This window comes from Gemmatimonadota bacterium (genome assembly GCA_030747075.1).
Taxonomy (GTDB): domain Bacteria; phylum ARS69; class ARS69; order ARS69; family ARS69; genus ARS69.
In genome coordinates this window covers 141,849-162,559 of the sequence record JASLLL010000001.1, presented here as the reverse complement: position 1 = coordinate 162,559, position 20,711 = coordinate 141,849, and the positions used below count along the sequence as shown (strand labels likewise).

21 protein-coding genes are annotated in these 20,711 nt (G+C 65.1%); 16 read left to right on the top strand and 5 right to left on the bottom strand.

Translation table 11 applies throughout. From position 1 onward, the window contains the following. Positions 1–38: 38 nt before the first annotated feature. From QF819_00620 to QF819_00605, 4 genes are all read left to right on the top strand, one after another. On the top strand, positions 39–938 hold the full coding sequence (locus QF819_00620) for an NAD(P)H-binding protein (protein MDP6801668.1): 900 nt from the start codon (positions 39–41) through the stop codon (positions 936–938). A gap of 255 nt (positions 939–1,193) precedes the next feature. Continuing rightward, positions 1,194–1,379: a helix-turn-helix domain-containing protein gene (locus QF819_00615; protein ID MDP6801667.1), complete on the top strand. Its 186-nt coding sequence runs from the start codon at positions 1,194–1,196 to the stop codon at positions 1,377–1,379. Between the two features lie 301 nt (positions 1,380–1,680). Then, positions 1,681–2,433: a tetratricopeptide repeat protein gene (locus tag QF819_00610; protein MDP6801666.1), complete on the top strand. Its 753-nt coding sequence runs from the start codon at positions 1,681–1,683 to the stop codon at positions 2,431–2,433. 48 nt (positions 2,434–2,481) lie between these two features. After that, positions 2,482–3,234, top strand: coding sequence for a sulfite exporter TauE/SafE family protein (locus tag QF819_00605; protein ID MDP6801665.1), 753 nt, complete (start codon positions 2,482–2,484; stop codon positions 3,232–3,234). Here the strand turns inward: QF819_00605 and QF819_00600 are convergent, their stop codons facing one another. Continuing rightward, positions 3,235–3,888, bottom strand: a complete 654-nt coding sequence (locus QF819_00600) for a TetR/AcrR family transcriptional regulator (GenBank protein ID MDP6801664.1) — start codon at positions 3,886–3,888, stop codon at positions 3,235–3,237. Positions 3,889–4,033: 145 nt separating this feature from the next. Between QF819_00600 and QF819_00595 the strand changes: the two genes are divergently transcribed. The 12 genes from QF819_00595 to QF819_00540 all read left to right on the top strand — a co-directional run bounded on the left by QF819_00595 (position 4,034) and on the right by QF819_00540 (position 15,151). Next, positions 4,034–4,474 (top strand): VanZ family protein, encoded by a 441-nt coding sequence (locus tag QF819_00595; protein MDP6801663.1) that lies wholly within the window; start codon positions 4,034–4,036, stop codon positions 4,472–4,474. After that, on the top strand, positions 4,440–5,711 hold the full coding sequence (gene hisS, locus QF819_00590; GenBank protein ID MDP6801662.1) for a histidine--tRNA ligase: 1,272 nt from the start codon (positions 4,440–4,442) through the stop codon (positions 5,709–5,711). The genes QF819_00595 and hisS overlap by 35 nt, the downstream gene beginning before the upstream one ends. After that, positions 5,708–7,513: an aspartate--tRNA ligase gene (aspS, locus tag QF819_00585; GenBank protein ID MDP6801661.1), complete on the top strand. Its 1,806-nt coding sequence runs from the start codon at positions 5,708–5,710 to the stop codon at positions 7,511–7,513. Before hisS ends, aspS begins: the two co-directional genes overlap by 4 nt. Positions 7,514–7,634: 121 nt before the next feature. Then, positions 7,635–7,913: a hypothetical protein gene (locus QF819_00580; protein MDP6801660.1), complete on the top strand. Its 279-nt coding sequence runs from the start codon at positions 7,635–7,637 to the stop codon at positions 7,911–7,913. 28 nt (positions 7,914–7,941) lie between these two features. Next, the gene (locus QF819_00575; GenBank protein MDP6801659.1) at positions 7,942–8,634 is read left to right on the top strand and encodes a LysM peptidoglycan-binding domain-containing protein; all 693 of its coding nucleotides are present in this window, start codon (positions 7,942–7,944) and stop codon (positions 8,632–8,634) included. A gap of 377 nt (positions 8,635–9,011) precedes the next feature. Beyond that, complete coding sequence (locus tag QF819_00570) at positions 9,012–10,061, top strand: PhoH family protein (GenBank protein ID MDP6801658.1); 1,050 nt, start codon at positions 9,012–9,014, stop codon at positions 10,059–10,061. Between the two features lie 8 nt (positions 10,062–10,069). Continuing rightward, positions 10,070–10,546: an rRNA maturation RNase YbeY gene (ybeY, locus tag QF819_00565; GenBank protein ID MDP6801657.1), complete on the top strand. Its 477-nt coding sequence runs from the start codon at positions 10,070–10,072 to the stop codon at positions 10,544–10,546. Next, on the top strand, positions 10,540–11,787 hold the full coding sequence (locus QF819_00560; GenBank protein ID MDP6801656.1) for a hemolysin family protein: 1,248 nt from the start codon (positions 10,540–10,542) through the stop codon (positions 11,785–11,787). The genes ybeY and QF819_00560 overlap by 7 nt, the downstream gene beginning before the upstream one ends. A 27-nt stretch (positions 11,788–11,814) precedes the next feature. After that, on the top strand, positions 11,815–12,438 hold the full coding sequence (locus tag QF819_00555) for a DUF502 domain-containing protein (protein ID MDP6801655.1): 624 nt from the start codon (positions 11,815–11,817) through the stop codon (positions 12,436–12,438). A 33-nt stretch (positions 12,439–12,471) separates the two neighbouring features. Continuing rightward, positions 12,472–13,812, top strand: a complete 1,341-nt coding sequence (mgtE, locus tag QF819_00550; GenBank protein MDP6801654.1) for a magnesium transporter — start codon at positions 12,472–12,474, stop codon at positions 13,810–13,812. 39 nt (positions 13,813–13,851) lie between these two features. After that, a complete protein-coding gene (recO, locus tag QF819_00545) occupies positions 13,852–14,667 on the top strand; it encodes a DNA repair protein RecO (GenBank protein ID MDP6801653.1) in 816 nt (271 codons plus the stop codon). 139 nt (positions 14,668–14,806) lie between these two features. Then, entirely contained in the window at positions 14,807–15,151 is a 345-nt protein-coding gene (locus tag QF819_00540) for a T9SS type A sorting domain-containing protein (GenBank protein ID MDP6801652.1), read from the top strand. 101 nt (positions 15,152–15,252) lie between these two features. Here QF819_00540 and QF819_00535 read toward each other — a convergent pair whose 3' ends face one another. From QF819_00535 to QF819_00520, 4 genes are read right to left on the bottom strand one after another with little or no spacing between them, the layout of a single operon-like run. Further along, complete coding sequence (locus QF819_00535; protein MDP6801651.1) at positions 15,253–16,092, bottom strand: hypothetical protein; 840 nt, start codon at positions 16,090–16,092, stop codon at positions 15,253–15,255. Positions 16,093–16,117: 25 nt separating this feature from the next. Continuing rightward, positions 16,118–16,312: a ribbon-helix-helix domain-containing protein gene (locus tag QF819_00530; protein ID MDP6801650.1), complete on the bottom strand. Its 195-nt coding sequence runs from the start codon at positions 16,310–16,312 to the stop codon at positions 16,118–16,120. A gap of 49 nt (positions 16,313–16,361) precedes the next feature. Then, a complete protein-coding gene (locus QF819_00525) occupies positions 16,362–18,365 on the bottom strand; it encodes an alkaline phosphatase family protein (protein MDP6801649.1) in 2,004 nt (667 codons plus the stop codon). Further along, positions 18,362–20,527, bottom strand: a complete 2,166-nt coding sequence (locus QF819_00520) for an alkaline phosphatase family protein (protein MDP6801648.1) — start codon at positions 20,525–20,527, stop codon at positions 18,362–18,364. Before QF819_00520 ends, QF819_00525 begins: the two co-directional genes overlap by 4 nt. Between the last annotated feature and the right edge of the window lie 184 nt (positions 20,528–20,711).

The following is a 20,711-nucleotide window of genomic DNA, read 5'->3' as shown; positions in this document are numbered from 1 at the left end:
CCGGGACCCGTGATTGTATCTCGCAAGGGGAATGGATCATGAAGATCATCGTTGCTGCCCCTGAAGGAAAGCTCAGCCATTCGCTGGTGTCCATGCTGATCGACACCGGCGCCGAAGTGGTCGCCCTCTCAGAAAACCCCGCGGGAGTTCAGGATCTCATTGATCGTGGACTGCTCGTGCGGAAAGGAAGCCCGGAGAACGCTTCCTTTGTGAAGAGAGCCCTGCGACTTGCGGACATTCTCTTCTGGGCCACGCCCGCAGGGGCGGGAGAGAAGAACCCGCGCGCCTACCAGAACAGACTGGGTCGAATCGCCGCCGAAGCGATCCGCGCCAACGAGATCCCCCGCGTCATCAACCTGTCCGCCTTTGGAGCCCACCTGAGTCGTGGCGCAGGCCACGCCAACGGGTTGCACGATGTCGAAATACTCCTGAATCAGGCATCGAAGAACATCACGCACTTAAGACCCGTCCTCCTCATGGAGGATCTTATCTGGAGTCTCGACTCCATCCGGGACGAAGGGACGCTCTACCTGCCGCTTTCAGGCGGGGCGCAGATCCCGATGATTGCCGGCCGGGATGTCGTCCTGTCGGTGGTGGCGCGGATACTGGACAGCAGTTGGGTGGGACAGTCCGTGCAGGAACTGTATGGCCCGGAGGATCTCACCCCCGACCGGTGCGCGGAGGTCCTCACCGAGGCGTTGGGGTGCCGGGTCTGCCATGTGAGGGTCGAGGGGGACGAGGCTCGCAGGAGGTTGGCGGCTCGCGGCATCGGGCTGGAGGTCTGCAACCAGCTTCTGGAGTACTTCTCGGGAATGGAGAGCCGACGCATCACGACAGGCGTACCGGTCTCCCAGCAAGTGGTCACTTCCACGAACTTCGCACGGTTTGTGGAACGGAGGGTGCAATCGAAGGCCGGGGTGGCGTCCCCCCGGACCTGACACGAACGCGTCCAGGGCCGGATTCGGGGAAGACCCGATCCGGCCCGCTCCTCTGCGGATCCGGTGTTTCACCGAAAAAATCCCCGCATCTGCCCATTCTCCACTCAATCCAGCCGATGAATCCGCCGTTTTCAGGCACAGGGAACAAGAGAGCGCCGAGCGCGCCGAGGAAACCCTAAAGAGGGCGGGGTAAACGGACGATCAAGGTGTTGATCGTGCAACGCCCGCCCTGACCGATGACGACGGGGAGATACCATGGAGAACAACATCGAACGCAGCGTCAACGGCATCATGGATATTACGGAAGCCGCTGACTACCTTCACATCAAGAAGTGGACCCTTTACCGACTGGTGAAGCGTGGCAAGATTCCCGGGATCAAGGTCGGGGGCCAGTGGCGCTTCAAGAAGGAAGTTCTCGACGAGATGTTCGCGACGGAATAGTCGCCGGCCTTCGCTGTTCGTCGTCATCCACGGAATGCCCTGCTCCAGGTTCTCCCGGGGTAGGGCTTTCTGCGTGGGATCCGCCCCGCACGCCAGCGGGAATGTCCCCGATTTCGGGGCGCCAGCCCGCCCCGCCCTCCCTCCGGGTCCGGAACCGGCCGGGCTGAACCGGCCGTAGTTCCGCGGATAGCCCACCTCAGCCCAATCTTCGCAAGAAGCCGCAGAAACGACTGTTCTGGCGCGTTCCTTGCGGTCCTTCCGGTCGCCCCGTCTCCCTCGGGGATGCTGCCGGGAGGGTGTGTTGCGAAGATTGTGGTGGTTCCGCACTGGCTGGCCGCGCGTTGCCTTCCTGGCAGCGCTCTCCCCTCAGGCCGCCATCCCTCCCGCGCCTGCTCCCGCTGCCGCCGGTTACCTTCCGGCGCAGGAGGTGATCTGGAGCGACATGGCCCAGCGCCGCTTCCTTCGCGACCACTGCCACGCCGCCTATCCGGCGGAGGTTCACTACGACATCGGGATGTACCTCTTCGAGGAGGACAACTACGAGCTTTCGCTGGAGCACTACCTGCGCGCCATCGAGATTTCGCCGACCTTCACGGAGGCGTACTTCGGGATCGGCCTTCTCTACTACACACTCGGGGACGATCTCAACGCCAAGCGGTTCTACCGGCGGGCCCTGGAGTGCGACCCCGAGGACGCCGATGTTCGAAACAACCTGGGTCTGATTCACTATCGGCAGGGCGACCTCCTTCGAGCGGAAGCGGAGATCACCGAGGCGTTGCGTCTCGACCCGGGGTCTCCGGACGCACACTACAATCTGGGGCTTGTGTACTATCGGGGGAACGACCTTCAGTCGGCGGCGGCGCAGTTCCTTCACGCCGTGCGCGAGGACCCCGCATACACGCGCGCCCGGTTCAATCTGGGCGTGGTGTACTACGAACTGGGTCTGGACGCGCTGGCCACGAGCGCGTGGAGTATCGTGATCCGCGACGAACCCGAAGGGGCGCTGGCGACAAAGGCCCGCGAGAACCTCGCCACGATGCGTGGTACGGAGTAGTCGCTTCCCGGCGTGGACAGATCGGCCCGTCCGCGTTCCAATGACCCGATGATGGATTCTCCCGCATGGATTCCCGCACTCTTTGCCGCCGGTGCTGTGGCCGGGTTCTTCAATACGGTGGGAGGGGGCGGTTCGCTCTTCACGCTTCCGCTGCTCCTGCTCTTGGGGCTTCCCCCACAGGTGGCGAACGGAACCAACCGCGTCGCCATCGTGATGCAGAATCTGGTGGCGGTGCCGTCGTACGCGCGGCGGGGCTTCTTCTTCCCGCGGGATGCGCTTCTTCTGGTAGCCCCCGCGCTGCCGATGGCGCTGCTGGGCGCATGGGTGGCCGCGCGGATCGACCCGGAGCCCTTTCGCCTCATCGCCGCGGGTCTGTTGCTGGCGGTGGTGGGCACGCTGTTCGTGCGCCCCGCGTCCTGGGGGCGGGCGGAGTCGTCGGGTCGTTCCTTCCGTCCGAGCGTCATGCTGCCGCTGGCTGCCGTGATCGGATTCTATGGCGGGTTCCTTCAGGCGGGCGTCGGCATTCCGCTCCTCGCGCTTCTCGTCCTTGGAGGGGGGTTCGATCTGGTGTCCGCGAACGCCATCAAGGTGGTCGTGGTCTTGCTGTACACCGTTCCCTCTGTCGGGGTCTTTGCCGACCACGCGCAGGTGGACTGGAGCGTGGGGATCCCGCTGGGTGCGGGGAACATGGTCGGCGCGTGGTGGGGTGCGCGGATGGCCGTGCGGAGAGGGCCGAAGTGGATTCGCGCGGCACTCGTGGTGATGGCGGTGCTGGCCGCCGCAAGGCTGATCGCCGGGTGACTAGCGGACCTTCTCGGGCACCGACGCGTGCAGTTCCGCGAGGACTCCCATCAGCGCGGGTTGTGTCCGGGCGAAGATGGACCCGTCGCCGGTCATCCGATAGAACCATCCGCACCCGACGCAGAGCGCCATGATCCTCGCGCCGGCGGCCTGGGCATCCGCGCCTGCGTGAAACGCGCCGGTGGCCTGCCCGAGCCGCACAACCCCCGCGAAGTCCTCCACGAATGTCCGGGCTGCGCCGTGAAGCGCGCGCCCGACGGCGCTCTCCCCGTCCACCGCGTGAACCGCGAGATTCACGAACGGACAGCCGCCCTCGAAGAGCCCCGACATCCAGTACTTCCCGTACGCGTCGAGTGTGCGCGCAAGTCTGTCCCCGGGGGTGGCCGCGTCGCGGAGTTCTTCACGAAAGAAGCCGCGCGCCATCGTGACGGCTTCTTCCAGCGCGGAGACAACGAGTTCCTCTTTCGTCTCGAAGTGCGCCATCACGCCGCCCTTGGTGTAACCCGAGCGCCGGGCGAGCGCGCCGATCGACATTCCGTGGATTCCTTCCGCGGACATCAACTGGACCGCGTGCGCGACCAGTGCGCCCCGGCCGCTCTCCTCGCGGGAGCGCTTGCCCCGGCGAACGGGTGCTGGGGTCATGTCCACGGCCATGGCTTCCTCCCGGCGAACGCTCGTTCGTATCCTAGGCGCAGCCCGCAAAGCCGGGAAGCGGATTCCGCCCTTGCCCGATAGCCCGGGATCGGCCACGGTGTGCCCCATCGCGTCCAGGCGCCCGGTATCCGTCCCCGGCCCCGGGATGCGGCTCCCTCTGGCCCGGAGGCGTGCCATTACCGAGTCGACTGCATCACGGCCAGGGCGCATTCCCGGCTGGCTTCCGCCCCTTCTCTGGGCGGCGGTGATTCTGGGAGCGTCGTCCGTTCAGGATCTTCGCACGACTCACGAAGGCATCGCCATTCGCGACAAACTCGCGCACTTCGGCGAGTATTTTGTGTTCGGCTGGCTGCTGAGCGGGACTTTCGATCGTCAGGCGTGGACCCCGCGCCGGGCGTTCGCCTGGACGCTGTTCTTCGGTGCGCTCATGGGGGCGCTGGACGAGTTCTATCAGGGATTCGTCCCGGGGAGGCAGCAGGACCCGTTCGATTTTCTGGCCGACACCCTCGGGGCGGCCGCAGGGTGGTACTTCAGTCGGGAGGAGAAGTCCGTTGGCAGCGTTTGCGGCACCGCGCGGGACTCGTGATCTTCTTTCGCCGGGGATTGCCCGGTGGCAGGAAATGGAGTCCGCGGCACGCCGCGTGTTCGGAGCAGCCTGCTTTCAGGAGATTCGCACGCCGGTCTTCGAAAGCACGGAACTGTTCGAGCGCGGAGTGGGAGACGCGACGGATATCGTCGGCAAGGAGATGTACACCTTCGAGAGCCGCTCCGGAAAGCGGTTGACGCTGCGACCCGAAAACACGGCGGGTGTCGCCCGGGCGTTTCTGGAGCACGGGATGCGCGGTCGCCTGCCCATGCCGCACAAGCTCTGGTACGCGGGGCCTATGTTCCGATACGAACGCCCGCAGAAGGGCCGCCAGCGTCAGTTTCATCAGCTTGGGGTGGAGATTCTCGACACGGCCTCCCCCATGGCGGATGCGGAAGCTGTTCTTGTCGCGTGTGAGTTCCTGCGCGAAGTGGGGCTTTCGGATCTCGTGGTGGAGGTGAACTCGCTGGGAGACGGCGAGGATCGCGTGCGGTACCGCGAGGCGTTGGTGGAGTTCCTTCGTTCGGTGGCGGACCGGCTGGACGAAGACAGTGTCGGGCGCATTGAGACCAACCCTCTGCGCGTGCTGGACTCGAAGAACCGGGAGACGCGAAAAGCACTGGAGGGAGCCCCGTCCATTCTCGATTTCCTGGGCGAGGATTCCGCGGAGCACTTTGCGGCGGTGAAGGAGCAACTGGATGCGCTGGGGATCGCGTACCGCGTGGTTCCGACGCTGGTTCGCGGACTGGACTACTACTCGCGCACGACATTTGAGATTCAAGCGGAAGGCCTCGGCGCGCAATCCACCGTATGCGGAGGGGGGCGCTACGACGGGCTCGTGGAGGCGTTGGGCGGGCCGCCGGTCTCCGCCGTCGGGTGGGCGCTGGGGCTGGAGCGGCTGGCGATGGTGCTGGACGCCGCGAAGGGGGAGCCTTCGCCTGAAGGCCCGACGGCGTTTCTCGTGGCGATCGGGGACGAGGCGCGGTCGGACACGCATTTGCTTGCACGCGATCTTCGACGGAAAGGCGTGCGCGCGGAGGTGTCGTTTTCCGGCGCCGGGATTGGTCGGCAGATGAAGGCGGCCGACCGGCGTGGTTCGCGCTTTGTCGTGCTGATCGGCGGAGAAGAGGCGACGCGCCATGCCGTCGCGGTGAAGGAACTGGAAACGGGAGAGCAGCGGGAGGTTCCGCTGTCGGAACTGGCCGACAGTCTGGGGCCGGAGGGAGGCGGACAATGACCCTTCGCACGCAACTGCGCACACACACCTGCGGGGAACTGCGAGAGGAACACACGGGCGAGGAAGTGCGTCTTGCCGGATGGGTGCAGCGTGTTCGCGATCACGGCGGGATGACCTTCGTGGACCTTCGTGATCGGTACGGGGTGGTGCAGCTTGTGGTTCATGCAGGCGAAGACGCGGACGAGGGGATGGCGGAGCTTGTCCGGAAGTTGCGCAACGAGTTCGTGCTGTCCGCTGCGGGAGTGGTCACACCGCGTGCGCCGGGCACGGAGAACGCGGACATGCCCACCGGCAAGGTGGAAGTCGCCGTGAAGGAGATGACGGTCGTCAACCCGGCGCCGGAACTGCCGTTCCAGGTGGAAGGCGCGGCGGAAGCCGGGGACGAACTCCGCCTGAAGCATCGCTATCTCGATCTTCGGCGCTTGCGGTTGCAGCGTGTGTTTGCGCTTCGGCATCGCGTGTCCACAGAGGCGCGCCGCTTTCTGGATTCGCGGGAGTTTCTGGAGATCGAAACCCCGATGCTCGTGAAGCGCACACCGGAAGGCGCCCGCGACTACCTGGTGCCGAGCCGAATCCAGCAGGGACAGTTCTACGCGCTTCCGCAGTCGCCGCAACTCTACAAGCAGATCCTCATGTGCTCCGGGTTCGACCGGTACTTCCAGCTTGCGCGCTGCCTTCGCGACGAAGACCTCCGGGCCGACCGGCAACCCGAGCACACGCAGATCGATCTGGAGATGAGCTTTGTCGACGAGGAGGACATCTACGGCCTCGTCGAAGGGCTCATGGCGCACCTGTGGAAGGAGGCGCTGGATGTGGAAGTGGAGACGCCCTTTCCCCGGCTGACTCACGCGGAGTCGATGGAGATGTACGGCTCCGACAAGCCCGACACGCGCTGCGGCCCGGCGTTTTTCGAAGCGGCGGATCTGGCCGCGGAATCGACATCGGACCTGTTCCGCACTGTGGCGGAGCGCGGGGAGCGCATGAAGGGTTTCCGCGTGCCGGGCGGCGCGGACTGGTCGCGACGGATTCTCGACGAACTGGCGGAGACGGCGTCGGGCGGCGGCGCCAAAGGACTCGCCTGGATGAAGGTGGACGATGGCGGAAACCTCACCGGCGGGATTTCGAAGTTCTTCGATGGAGTGTCCGGCGCGCTGCTGGGGCGTGCGGAGGCGCGCGGCGGAGACCTTCTTCTGTTCGTCGCGGGTCCGGAGGGTGTGGTCCACGCATCGCTGGATCTCGTGCGCCGGGAGGTGGGGCGTCGGCGGGAGTGGACCAAAGGGAAACCCCCCGCGTTCTTGTGGGTCAACCGGTTCCCGCTTTTCGAGCGGGAAGGCGACGGCCCCTGGAGCGCGTGCCACCATGTCTTCACCATGCCGCACGATGAATGTGTGGAGACGCTGGATCAGGATCCGGGACGCGCCACCGGAAAACTGTACGACCTGGTGCTGGACGGCGTGGAGTTGGGTTCGGGCAGCATCCGGATCCACCGGCGTGATCTTCAGGAGCGTGCGCTCTCCGTCATCGGCGTCGGCGCGGAAGAAGCGGAGCGGCGGTTCGGATTCCTGCTGCGTGCTTTCGACTACGGCGCCCCGCCGCATGGGGGGATTGCGCTCGGGTTGGACCGGATTCTCATGCTCATGACGGGTTGCTCGTCGCTGCGGGATGTGATCGCATTCCCGAAGACCCACCGGGCGACCTCTCCCATGGACGAATCTCCCTCTGTGGTGGAGGAACATCTTCTTCGCGATCTCGGGATTCGCGTGGTTCCTTCGACGGACTCCGGGGACAGCGGGTCCGCTTGACAACGGGAGCGGTTGCCTTGAGTCTGCCCCCACGGAGTTTCAGGCTCCCGGCACGGCCGCTTTGTGCAAGGCGCCCCCGGGGCCGAACGACGGGCAGGATCACCGAAAGGAGGCGGAACGCATGACCGCAAGAATTCTCTCCACGGCACTATTCCTGGCGCTGATCGTCGGGACCATGCCGGTTCTCATCGGGTGCGGGAGCAACCCTCCGTGCGAGACGGACATCTCGGCGGTGGACGCGGCCGCAAGCCAGGCCGCGAACGCGCAATCCCGGCTGGATGAACTGAACGCGCAGCGCACAGACCTGGAGGGTCGTGTCGTCGCGGAAAAGAAGAAGGCACGGTCGCTGGCGGAACAGAAAGCGATGATCGAGACGGAACTCAAGAAACTGGAAGACTGACCGGACGCCGGAAAGGAGCAGGATCGAGATGAACCGAATCACGAAGCAGTTCGGACTCCTGGCGGCGCTGGTCGCGGGCGCTCTCGTATGCGGAGGCTTTGCCGCAACGGACGCACGCGCCTGGGATGTCTCCGGGGCGGATTACCTGACGGAAGAGGAGTACAAGGATCTCTCGGGAGACGAAGCGACCGCATACTGCGAGGCGCTTGGTCGCGAGATCGACATCCAGAACGACAACGCCGAAGCGGCGAACGCGTCGATGCCGGGAGTCGGCAAAGATGTGGCCGCGTTGAAGAGCCAGCTGGCGGCGCTGACCGCATCCAACGAAGCGGCCGAGAGCGAGGTGGCCGAACTGGCGGCGGCGCTCGCGGAACGGAAGGCGCTTCCGCGTTCGTACACGGTGGTGCCGGGCGACTTCCTCATTCGCATTTCCGGGATGCAGCGAATCTACGGGAGCGAAGACCGCTGGAAGCGGATTTACCGGGGCAACCGGGATGGCATCGACGACCCGAACCGGATCTTCCCGGGACAGGTGTTTTCGATTCCCCGCGGTAGTCCGGATACGCATGTTGTGATCGAAGGCGAGAGCCTTCAGCGGATCGCGGCCTACTGGGAGGTTCTCGGGTCGGCGGCGGCATGGGAACTTCTCTACGAGGCGAATCGAGGCCAGATCTCCGATCCGGACCTGATTCACCCTGGGATGGTTCTCACGATTCCCTAAGCCATGCGGGACTGACGCATCGGTCCTGACGACAAGGCCATGAGTACCGGGGGGCGCGTGGTTCGCGCCCCTCTTGATTTGGACCCCGGAGGCGGGTACACTGGTTTCAGCACCCCGTAGGGGGAGCGCCGGTGCCAGAGGCGCCGGTTGAGGGGCCGCGTCCGTCGGCGTAAGTGCCGCGGGTGCGGCCCCTTCTTCGGTTGATTCGGGCCGTCCGCGGGCGGCCTCGCCGTGAGGACGCCGTTTTCTTGCAGATTTGCGGAAAAGCGAGCAACCTCTCCCTCCCCCGGTCGAACTTGCTGGAAATGGCGCCTTTCCTCTCCGATGATAGAAGGGTGTCGGTGCCACTGCGTGACCGTGAACCACAGGGAGAATGATTGAGCGAGCAACCCGGGACCGACGAAGGTCGACGCATCCATCTGGGTGATCTGTCTCCCGTCAGCCTCTTCGGTCTGAACGATTCCAACCTTCGCGCCCTTCGGGACCTGTTCGATGTCACCATTGTGGCACGCGGGCCGGATATCCTGCTGGAGGGCACCCCGCCGGAGGTGGACGCGCTGGCAGAGGTCTTCGACCACCTCATGTCGATCGTGCGCGACGGGCGCCTCGTGAGTGCGCCGGATGTGCGCTATGCGGTTCGCATGGTCCGGGACCGAAACGGCAGTGCGCTGGAATCGCTCAACGGGGCGGGTTCCGTCCGGCCCTTCCTCGGGCTTCGCAAGGACATCCGGCCGAAGACCGTCCACCAGGCGGAGTATCTCCGTGCGGTGGAAGAGCACGACCTCGTGTTCGCGGTGGGTCCGGCGGGAACCGGCAAGACCTATCTGGCGGTCGCGGCCGCGCTTTCGGCGCTGAACCGACGGGAGGTGGACCGCATCCTCCTGGTTCGACCGGCGGTGGAGGCGGGCGAGAGCCTCGGCTACCTTCCGGGGGACTTTTCGGAGAAGGTCGGTCCGTATCTTCGCCCGCTCTATGACGCGCTGCACGAGATGATCCCGTCGGCACGCGTGAGCAAGTTGCTGGAGAACGAGACCATCGAGATTGCGCCGCTGGCGTACATGCGGGGCCGCACGCTGGACAACGCCTTCGTGATTCTGGACGAAGCGCAAAACACCACGCTCCCGCAGATGAAGATGTTCCTCACGCGGCTCGGCACGAACTCAAAGGCGGTCATCACGGGAGACGACACCCAGATTGATCTGGTGCGCACTTCGGAGTCCGGGCTGTTGAAGATCCGGTACATTCTTCGAGGGGTGAGCGGGGTTCGCTTCACCCGGTTCGGCGAGGAAGATGTGGTCCGGCATCATCTTGTGCAGCAGATCATTCATGCGTTCGACGAGTTCTACGGACGGACGGATCCGAATGCCCGGGGGAAGCGGTCCGCACCGGAAGACTCGCCACCATCGGAAGGCGGTGACTCGAAATAGACGATTCACTGCACCCTCCGTCACCCGGCCGCGTTCGGGAGGAGCACACCCTCTCCGTTCGCGGACTTCGCCATGATTACGGGGTCGATCGCGGGCGATTCCGCGAAACGCTGCTTGCCGTGCTGTCCGGCGAGAATGCGCCCGGCGGGTCCGTGTCCGTGTCATTCGTGAGCGCGTCGGTCATGCGGCGCACGAACCATGAATACCGTGGCGTCGATTCCGAAACGGATGTCCTCTCCTTCTCGTATCTGGATGAACCGTTCAATCACGGCGTTCTGGGCGAGATCCATGTCTGCGAAGCCGTTACAAGGCGACAGGCCGCGGAGAACCACTGCGCAACGGATGAAGAGATTGCGCGGGTCGCCGTTCACGGGTTGCTCCATGTCCTGGGGTATGAACATGACACGCCGGAGTCGCGCAGGAAGATGCTTCGCCGTCAGGAGAAGTACTTGAAGCGGTATCTGTCGCGGAGCGCATCATGCTGACCGCGCTCGCCGGGCTGCTCGGGCTCGTGGTTTTTGCGGCACTGCTGGGGGTCGTCTCCGCGGCGGAGCAGGCACTCCTGTCGCTGACGGAGACCCGGATGCGCCGCATGATCGATGGCGGGAACGGTCGCGCGGAACGCGTGCAGGATCTGACGCGCCACCCGCGGCGCATCGTGTTGACGGTCACGCTGGCCGGGAGCACCTTCCTGGGCGCGGGAGTCTTCTGCCTGGCGCTGGCCGTGGGGGCGTGGCGCCCCGAGACGCCCATTGCCGCCCTCTTCGCGACGATGGCCGGCGGGCTCTTCCTGGGCATCGTCGGTCGGGTGATCCCACGCTCGCTTTCCTCTGCCCGGCCGGAAGCGGCGGCACTGGGATTGGCCCGGTCCTTCTCCGCCATCCAATGGGCCTTCCGGCCCGCCACCCGGGTGGTGGATCGCATCGGGGGGAGACTGTCGGCCGACGCGGCGGAGGAACTGGTCGAGATGGAGGAACTCAAGGCGGTGACCGAGGAGCAGGAGGACGCGGCCGGACTGGAAGAGGAGAAGCGGGAACTTCTGCACTCCGTCTTCGAGTTTGGAGACACCAGCGCGAAGGAAGTCATGGTCCCTCGCATCGACATGGTCATGGCGGAGGCGGACACGCCGCGCTCGGAGCTTCTGGAACTTGTCTCGAAACACGGGCATTCGCGCATTCCGATCTTTGAAGAGTCGGTGGATCGGATCGTGGGGGTCGTTCATGTCAAGCAGCTCATCTGCGAAGAAAGCACGGGCGCGGACCCGGCGGCCCGGGAATCCATGCAACCGGCGATCTTTGTCCCGGAATCCAAGCGGATCGATGAACTTCTCCGGGAGTTTCAGGAACGACGCGCTCACCTGGCGATCGTGGTCGACGAGTACGGCGGCACCTCCGGAATGGTCACGATGGAAGATGTGCTGGAGGAGATCGTCGGGGAGATTCAGGACGAGTACGACACCGAGGAAGAACTCTTCGAACCGCTGTCGGATGGTTCGTTCCGAGTGGCCGCCAAGATTGATCTGGACGACCTGAACGAGGAGCTGAACCTCCGCCTTCCCACGGAAAACAGTGACACACTCGGCGGCTTCCTCTATGAACTCGTCGGGAAGGTACCCTCGCAGGGGGAAGTGGTGGACCACGACGGGTTGCGGTTTGTCATCGACAGGACGCACCGGCAGCGCATCGTGCGTGTGCGGATCGAGCGGCAGGATGGCGCGCGTGCGTGATCCCAAGCCGGTGTCACGGGGGGTGGGATGATCCCGACATTGCGAAAGTACTTCCTGTCCGGCCTGGTGGCGCTGGCGCCGGTGGGCGTTACGCTGTGGGTGTTGTACAAGCTGTTCGTAACCCTGGACATCATGGTCAGCCCACACATCACCCGGTGGGTCGGTTTCCAGATTCCCGGGCTGGGCCTGTTGGCGGTCATCCTCTTCGTGCTGCTGACCGGGCTCTTCGCGTCGAACATCGTGGGCAGGACGCTCATTTCGCGAGCCGAACAACTCCTTGCGAAGGTGCCGCTCTTCAGTAGGATCTATCTTGGAACGAAGCAGATCGGGGAAGCGGTTCTTGCCGACAAGGCGAACCTCTTCGAGCGGGTCGTCGCTTTCGAATACCCACGGAGGGAGTGTTGGGCGCTCGGGTTTGTGACTTCGGAGCATCGCGGGGAACTGGCCAGCGCAACCGGCCGCCGGCTCGTGCATGTGTTTGTCCCCACCACCCCGAACCCGACCTCGGGTTTTCTCCTGTTCATTCCCGAGAGCGACACGGTCGCCCTTTCCATGACGGTGGAAGAGGGATTGAAGCTCGTGGTCTCCGGCGGAGCGGTGGCCCCGCCGTGGGGCGGGGCTTCCCCGCAAGTCGAGAGCCCGTCCTCCTGACACTTCTCTCTGCGTGGCGGAGGGGAGAGCCGCGTGGAAACTGATCCCGCCACCCTCGCCCGGCACCTGACGGACCTCCTCGCGACCGGCGATCGTGCGGGTCTTGTTGCGCTGGTGGAGAAGACCCCCGCCGCGGATGTCGCGGAGGCCGCGCGACGGCTGGACGAAGACGAAGTCATCCGCATTCTTCACGCGCTCCCGGAGGAAGTGTCCGCCGACATTCTGGTGGAAGTGCCTGAGGAGGCGCGCGAGGACATCCTGGAACGGCTGACACCGCGGGAGATCGCGGGCGTCGTGGAAGAGATGGCCTCCGATGACGCGGCGGATGTGGTCTCCGAACTGGAAGACGCCAAGGCGGACGAGGTTGTGGGGCTGCTGGAGGAGGAGGATCGCGAGGAAATCGCGCGCCTGCTCACCTACGCGGAAGACACCGCGGGCGGCATCATGCAGTTGGAGGTGGTGTCGGTCCGCCGGGATCGAACGGTCGCGTGGACCATCGAAAAGATCCGCGCGGCCTCGGATGAAATCGAGGACGACCTCTTCTTCGTCTATGTCACGAATGCGCAGGGCCAACTTGCGGGGCGGCTGCATCTGCGGCAGTTGATTCTCGCGAAGCCGGCCGATCTCGTGGAGCAACTCATCGACGAAGAGACGCACGCGGTTCCGGCGGACATGGACCAGGAGGAAGTCGCGCAGATTTTCAAGAAGTACGATCTTCCTTCGGTGCCGGTGGTGGATCGGGACGGGACGCTTCTCGGGCGGATCATGGTGGACGACATCGTGGATGTCATCCACGAGGAGGCCGAGGAGGACTACTCGCGTCTCGCGGGAACCGGCGAGGAGTTCCACGAGGAGTCGGTGGTTCGCAAGGCCGGGCTCCGCCTGCCGTGGCTGCTGGCCGGGCTTGGCGGAGGCGTGCTGTCGGCGCTGGTCCTGTCCAGCTTTGAGGCGAAGCTGGAGTCGGTGATCGTGCTGGCGTTTTTCATCCCGGTGATCATGGCCATGGCGGGGAATGTGGCGATGCAGTCGAGCGCGGTGATGGTGCGCGGGCTGGCGGGAGGGGAACCGTCCTCCGGCGAGGCGGCCCGGCGTCTCCTGCGGGAAGCCGGCGTGGCCGTTCTCACGGGGACCGTCTGTTCCGTGAGCATCTTCTCCGCAACATGGCTCTGCTGGAGCGACTTCCGGCTGGGGTTGGTGGTCGGCGGGTCCATGCTGGTCGTGATCTTCGTGTCAACCAGCGTGGGGGCGCTGGTGCCGCTGGTGCTGGATCGCCTGAAAATCGACCCGGCGCTGGCCACCGGTCCCTTCGTCACCACCAGCAACGACATCCTCGGGATTCTCATCTACCTGAGCTTTGCGTCTTTCATGCTCTAGTCCTGGAGACCCGATGTTCGCGAACCCGCGGCGCGGACCGTGACACGCATCCGGACCGACGCCATCGTCATCCGCCATGTGAAGCAGGGCGACTCCTCCCGGGTCGTGACGCTCTTCACGCGCGAAGCCGGGAAGGTCGCCGTGATGGCCAAAGGTGCCCGAAAGCCGGGGAGCCGCTTCGGGGCGGGGATGGGTCTTTTCGCGCGGTCGCAGGTGGGCTATCGACCCCGCCCGGGGAGAGACCTGGTCTATCTGGACACCTGCGAACTGCTGGAGAGCTTCGACTCGCTTCTTCCTGATGTCCTGGGATATGCGGCCGCAGCGAGCTGTGTGGAACTCGTGGACCGACTAGCCCCTCCGGGCGCGGCATCGGTCGAGATCTACGAACTTCTTCTGTCGGCGCTTCGCATTCTCACCGAGGTGGCTCCGTTTCCCGAGGGAGAGGGCGCGCGGGCCGCGGCGCTGCCGGTTGCGTTTCAGGCCCATGTGATGGCGACGCTGGGGATCGCCCCGGAACTCATGGTCTGCGTCGAGTGCGGGGGAGACGGCCTGGGAGACCGCGTATCGCTCTCCGCGCGTCGCGGGGGGGTTCTCTGCCGTCAGTGCCGGGACGCGGAAGGCGGCCGGCGACTGGGTGCGGAGGCCGTGAGTCTCCTCCGGGGTTCCATTCTGGCGGACCTGTCGTTCGTGGTGGCCGCTCCCCGGGGACCCTCCGAGGCGGCCGTACTGGAAGCCCGCACCGCCCTCGACGGCGTCCTGGCGTACCACCACGGCCGCCCCTCGTCCTTCCGGGCGCGGGCCTTTCTGGACCCCCTCTGGAGGGGTACGACGCCCCCCAGGGGTTTTGAGGAATAGCAGGGAAAGACACACTCAAGCGTCCAGTTGAATCTTCCGACTATCTGTGAGAGAATCTACCCTTCGCGCCGGGTTCTTCCGGCTCTCCCCTCGGGGGGGGCGTGGAGAAGTCCCCGCGTGATCGGGACATTGCTGCGAGATGTTTGCATTCGAGGAGGCTCCCCCCGTGTCCAACCCCGACGGAATCGTCAAGGGAATCACATTGTCAGCGTGGCCCGTGCCGTACACAGGAGGAAACCTCCAGATTTCTTTCGGAGTTCGCGGGAACGGCGTGAGTGAGGAACATCCGGCCGAACTCGCCCTCTACGACGCGGACGGACGGCGCGTCTGCACACTGGTCCGCGATATCCACCAGGACGGCGTGCATGCCACCACCTGGAACGGAGCGTCCGCGGACGGCGGGGAAGTTCCCGCGGGCGTCTACTACCTTCGTTTCGAGACATTCGACAACGCTGGCACCATGAAGGTGATTGTCGAAAGGTAGACGACGGAGTCCACGCCAGCGCGGAAGGCCGGTTCCAGGCGGGACCGGCCTTCCGTGTGTCAGGAGGAATGGGGCAGCCCGCTGTCGGATAGCCGGGGGGCCTAGAAGTCCACCCCGAAGCGTTTGCGGAACGCCAGCGCGAAGACGATCGACAGGATGAGGAACACGACCATCCAGTGCGTCTTCCATCCGAACAGGCTGACATCCGTCGCGGGATAGGCAAGGCGAATGGCGCGGACGGGGCCGTCTGCCGGGAGTGCGGTCTCCGCCGGATAGAGCAACTGGTCGAGGAACGAGGCCGCAAGCCGCTCCGGCGCGCGGCGGTGCACGCCGGGCGTGGCGTGGACGGACTTGCCGAAGGCGCTGTCACCCGCACGCACGGTCACTTCCCAGTTTCCGGTGCGTTCCGGGACGATCCTCCACGCCAGCGTCGCCTCGGAGGGGACCCACGCGCCGCCTGTCTCCACGCGAAGCCCTTCGGGTGCGTCCAGCGTGACCGGGGGCCGGCTCTCGCCGCCGAGGTCCGCCGCCCACTCCGGGTCCAGCTCCACCTTGAGGACCACGGGCTCTCCCGGAGTCAGCGGGCCGTGGGCGTAATGGAAGTTCAACTGCGCGAGCACCAGCACAAACGGGATGATCATCCATGCGAGCGGCACGAGCGACAGCCCCAGATAGCGGAGATTCCGGACGAGAATGCCGCCCATGGCTCGCAGCGTGAGGACGAGGTCGTCGCCGGAGAGCCGCACTTCGTAGACGCCCGCCTGAATGCGCGCTTTCACGGCGGAAATGCCCGCCTGATTGGAGGTCAGGCGATAAACGAGCAGCACGCCGACCGCGGCGATCGCGGAGACCACCGCAAGCCCCACTACCGCCGCCATCCCCCGGAAGGGGAAGAGCACGCCGTCGAAGAGCGCCCTCAGAATGCCATTCACGACCGACATCGCTTCTCCATTCTACCTTGCGGGCCTACGAGATGTAGCCCAGACCCTGCAGGCGCTTCTTGATCTCCTCTTCGGAGTCCGCGCCTTCGAGTTGAGCCAGCTCCTTCTCCAGGGCGTGCGTGATGAACTCTTCCGCCGAGGAGTATCCCGCAATCTCCGCGTACTTCTTCACCTTCTCGATCAAGTCCTTGTCGAGCTTCACACGGTTCGACCCAAACATCGCAACACTCCTTCCGCCGGGCGTGACCGCCCCGCTGACCTGACCCGACTCAGTCCTTCCCGGAAGCGTAACCCACCGATTCCAGACGCTCCTTCATGGTGTCCTCCACGCCGAACTCCGCCAGAATCGACGCCGCGAGATTCCCCAGATTCGTCGCGGACCGCCGAAGCGTCCGGTTGGTCAGGAGAATACCGGGGACCGACTCGTCGTCCATGCAGTGATCGCCGCTCCAGGCCTCCATGTTGTCGGCAAAGACCTCCGGCGGCACTTCACCCAGCGCGGACTCGTTGGAACCGCGCACGCCCTTCGCGTACCCCACCAGCATATCCGGCCCGATCTCCAGATGCCCGCGGTCCTTGTAGGCCACCTCCGGGAGGTACACCTTCGTGACGGCGTACTCCCCGTTCTTCGGGTCCACGGTGTCCAGAAGCGCGATCCGTATTTCCTCCAGAAGAGCGCCCTTTTCCGACTCCTCGACAATACCCCACCGTTCGCGCCCGCGCTGATTCACATACAGCCCGTTGATTCCAAGCCCGTACGCTCGCGTCTGCGTCCAGTCCACATTGGCGAACAGACCCGGGTCGTCGGTGCGGTAAGGGTCGATCAGCTTGAGGAACCCGTGTTCGCGAAGCCATGTGTTCAGGTGGAACGCGCGCTTCCAGCTGGAGAAACCGTGATCCGACATGACGATCAGGGTCGTGTTCGGGTCCATGTGGTCGAGTGTGGTCCCCACGACCCGGTCGAGATCCCGGCAGATGGAAGGAATGGCATCCGCCAGCGGTTCATCGCGGGCCGCGTCGTAAGACGGGTGATCCGGGTCCATCGTGCGCCACATCATGTGCCCGACCTGATCCTGATTCCCGAAGTAGTAGAACAGGAACCCGCCGTCGAAGTTCTCCAGCACATAGTCGTACTGGTCGATGATCTCGTCCCCGGTGATCTTCGCCTGCGCCAGGAACTCCTCCGGCGTGAGGATTCCCTGCGTGAGGGCTTTCGTGTCTTCCGGCATTCCCTGCGTGTAGAAGTCGCCGGTTGCGCGTGCGAGTTCTCCGGCATAAGCGTCTGGCGTCGAGATCGGCATGGCGGGATGCTCCGGGTCCATGTTCACCGGCGAGACATACAACTGGAACACGGGCCGCACCTGTTTCAGATAGAACCGGGCAATGCCGTGGAGCGTCTCTCCCAGGGCGAAGTCCAGAATGCGGTTCCCGAAGTCGAGGTGGAACTCGATCGGGATCCAGCCGGACCACTCGCCCGCTTCCATGACGCGCTCTTCGTCGCCAACCGTGAGCAGTATGGCGTCGCGCTCAGGGTCGATGGCGGCAGTGAACGGGGCCGCGACCTTCGTGCGCTCCACCAGGAAGGGGTTGTCCGGGCCGTGCAGCTTGCCGTGTACCACCCCCGAGGCCGTGGACACCGGGTAGACCTTGCCGCCGGTGATTCGCTGCCCGACGAAGGGGGTGTCGTCGGAGGTGAAGAACGCGAAGGTCCCGTAGGTTCCGATGATGTCAGGGGTGCCCATGCCGCTCAGTTCGCGGGTGGCGGTGCCGGACGGAGGGAAGTTCGCGGGCATTCGGAGAACGGTACACTCGACGCCCGCGCTCTCCAGCACTTCCCAGAACGCGGTTCCATGCCGCAACAGTTCGATGGTGTCTCCCGCGGGGAGTTGCCACTTGCCGAACAGCTTCCGCGCTTCCCCGCCGGAGGTGGTGCGGCTTGTGGAGAGGTACGGGACCATCGTCTTCGGGTCGCGGTGGATGAAGTCGAAGATGCCGTGCCCGCCCGCGTCCATGCCGGTGATGAAGTTCGACCAGGCCACCGGGCTTTGCGGCGGCACGGAAGTTCCGAGCGGCGCGTAGGAACCCTCGGTCGCGAGGCGCGCACAGTTCGGCATGCTGCCTTCGTCCATGAGACGCTGGAGAAGGTCGTAGTCCATTCCGTCGAAGCCGAGCACGATGACGCGTTCGGCCGGCCCGCGCACGGCCGCCACCGGGGCGGCCATCGCCACGCTGACCAGCGCCATCACAATCCCTGCCCGCAGCGTGCGTGTCATGCGCCGCCTCCCTTCTTCTTCCCGCCGAAACGGTCCGCGCCGAACAGGGCCTTCCCGTCCATGTGGTCCGGTGCGCGAACGCCAAACAGTTCCAGCGCGGTCGGCGCGATGTCCAACAGCGCGGGGTCGTCATCATCGATGGCGTGATTGCAGAAGAGCACTCCGGGCACGAGGCGCGGATCCACGCAGTGATCGCCGCTCCATGCCTTCACATTGTCTTCGAAGACGGGGCCGGACACGACCCCGCTCGCGCAGTCCCACGAAGTGCGATAGCCGTGGTTGTAACCGATGAGCAGGTCGGGCGCGTTCTGCAGGTACGGTCCCTGATAGAGCTTTGCCGTGTCGAACGCTTCGTTGATGCCGGTCTCCCCGGCTTCCGCATCGGCCAGACCATGCAGTTTCTCCGCGATCTCCGCCTTCAGCGCCTCCGCCTCTTCGCCCGGCTCCACGGTGCCTTCGGATTCGCGCCCGCGGATGTTCAGGAACATCCCGGTCAGCCCGAGCGCATAGGCGCGCGTCTTCGACCAGTCCACATCGCGCAACCACTCGGCGGACCCGTCGGCGCCTTCCTTCAGCGCCAGATATCCGTGCTCGAGAAGCCACGCGTTGAGATTCACGCCGCGCCGGAAGGAGGTGAAGCCGTGGTCGGAGAGCACCATGAGGACATCATCCTTGCCCACCCGGTCGAGCACCTCCCCGACCAGGACATCGTTGCGAAGATAGAGTTCCTCGATGGCGTTCGCATGCTCCGCGTCTTCCTTTCCGCGGGCCGCCGGATGCCCCTTCTCCGTATAACGCCAGAACATGTGCTGGATGCGGTCCGTGGCATCGAAGACGCAGACCAGCGCGCCCTTTCGGAGGCGGTCGAGTTCCGCGAAGAACATCGCCTTGCGTTCGTCATCAATGTCCAGCGTCTGCTGGAGGAAGGTGCCGTCGTCGGTCACTCCTTCGTTCAGCGCCCAGGTGTCCTCGGCGAGTCCGAGCGTGGAGAACGGCCCGATCCGCTTGGCCAGGTAGGTGGCGTAATACGAAGGATGCGAGACCGGCATGGCGGGCTTTTCCGGGTCCAGACTGATGGGCGTGACATAGAGCGAGAAGTGCTCATCCATCTCGGTCACCATCATGCGACACAACCCGGTCACCTTCACAGTGGGGGCGGCCGTGAACGAGAGCGTGATCCACTCGGAGAGCTTGCCGCGCTCGAGTTCCACGGTCTCTCCGTTCAGGTTCAGCGTCGCGCGGTCCGCCGCATGATCGAGGCGGATCGACATGGGGATGCTGAGCTTGGGGTTTCCGTCGAGAAAGAGGTTCTCGGGGCCTTCCAGCGCCGTCGTGTAAGCGTTGCCGCCGAGGGCGCCGTCCAGCGGAATGCGGACGCCGCCTTCCTTGAACTTCTCCTGTGCGGGGCGGGTGGTGAACAGCAGGAAGGTGCCCTGCGTGCCGAGCAGATCGGGGACGCACATGGCGGACAGTTGCGCTCCGTTGAACCTGTCCGGCGGGAAGGTGATCGGAACCCGGAGGATGGTGCTCCAGATGCCGCGCTCCCCGAGGATCGTCCAGAAGGGCTTCGACTTGCGAAGAAGGCGGATCTCCGGCTTGTGCCGGGGGATGCGCCACTTGCCCAGGCGGAAGAACTTCTCGATCCCGCCGATGTGCGTGGACGACAGGAGCGGGAGGTAGGTGCGGAGATCCCGGTCGAGGAAGTCGAAGATGTTGTGCTTCGCGGGGTGCGTCCCGGTGGAGAAGGAGGACCACGCGACCGGCGACACGGACGGGAAGGTGCTGCGGAGCGAGTGGTAGCAGCCCGCGTCGGCGAGTTTCCGGAAGTTCGGGAGCTTCCCTTCCGCGAGCAGGCGGTCGGTGATGCGGGGATCCTGCCCGTCGAACCCGACGACCACCAACCGCCGGATGCGGGGCTTTGCGCGGTTCTTTCGGAAGAGGAGCCGCCACAGAAGCCGGAAGGGCCACGCGAGGATGGCGAGAATCGCCAGCACGATCGTCGTGAAGAACACCAGGAACGAAGACGCAAGCGCGATCCCCGCACCGGGACCGATGTACGCCTCCGCCGGGGACGAGGCCGCCAGAACCGCGCAAAGCACGCCAAGCGCCGCGACGAACCCGGTCCGGGTCGGGCGTTCCTTTGAGTGTCCCGTGCAGATCAAGGGGCGGTTCCCTCCGCGGAAGTGGCTCTCCAGAGTTTCGGCGGTGCGGGCGTTGCGGATAAGGGAAAGGTCGCCCGATTCGGCCTCATCACAGTCCGGCGAGCAGTCTAGCCCGAAGACCGGCCGCCGCGCCATTCCAAAGGAGCGTCTCTCTTGGACTCGCGGCACCGCGTGCGGTACCCTC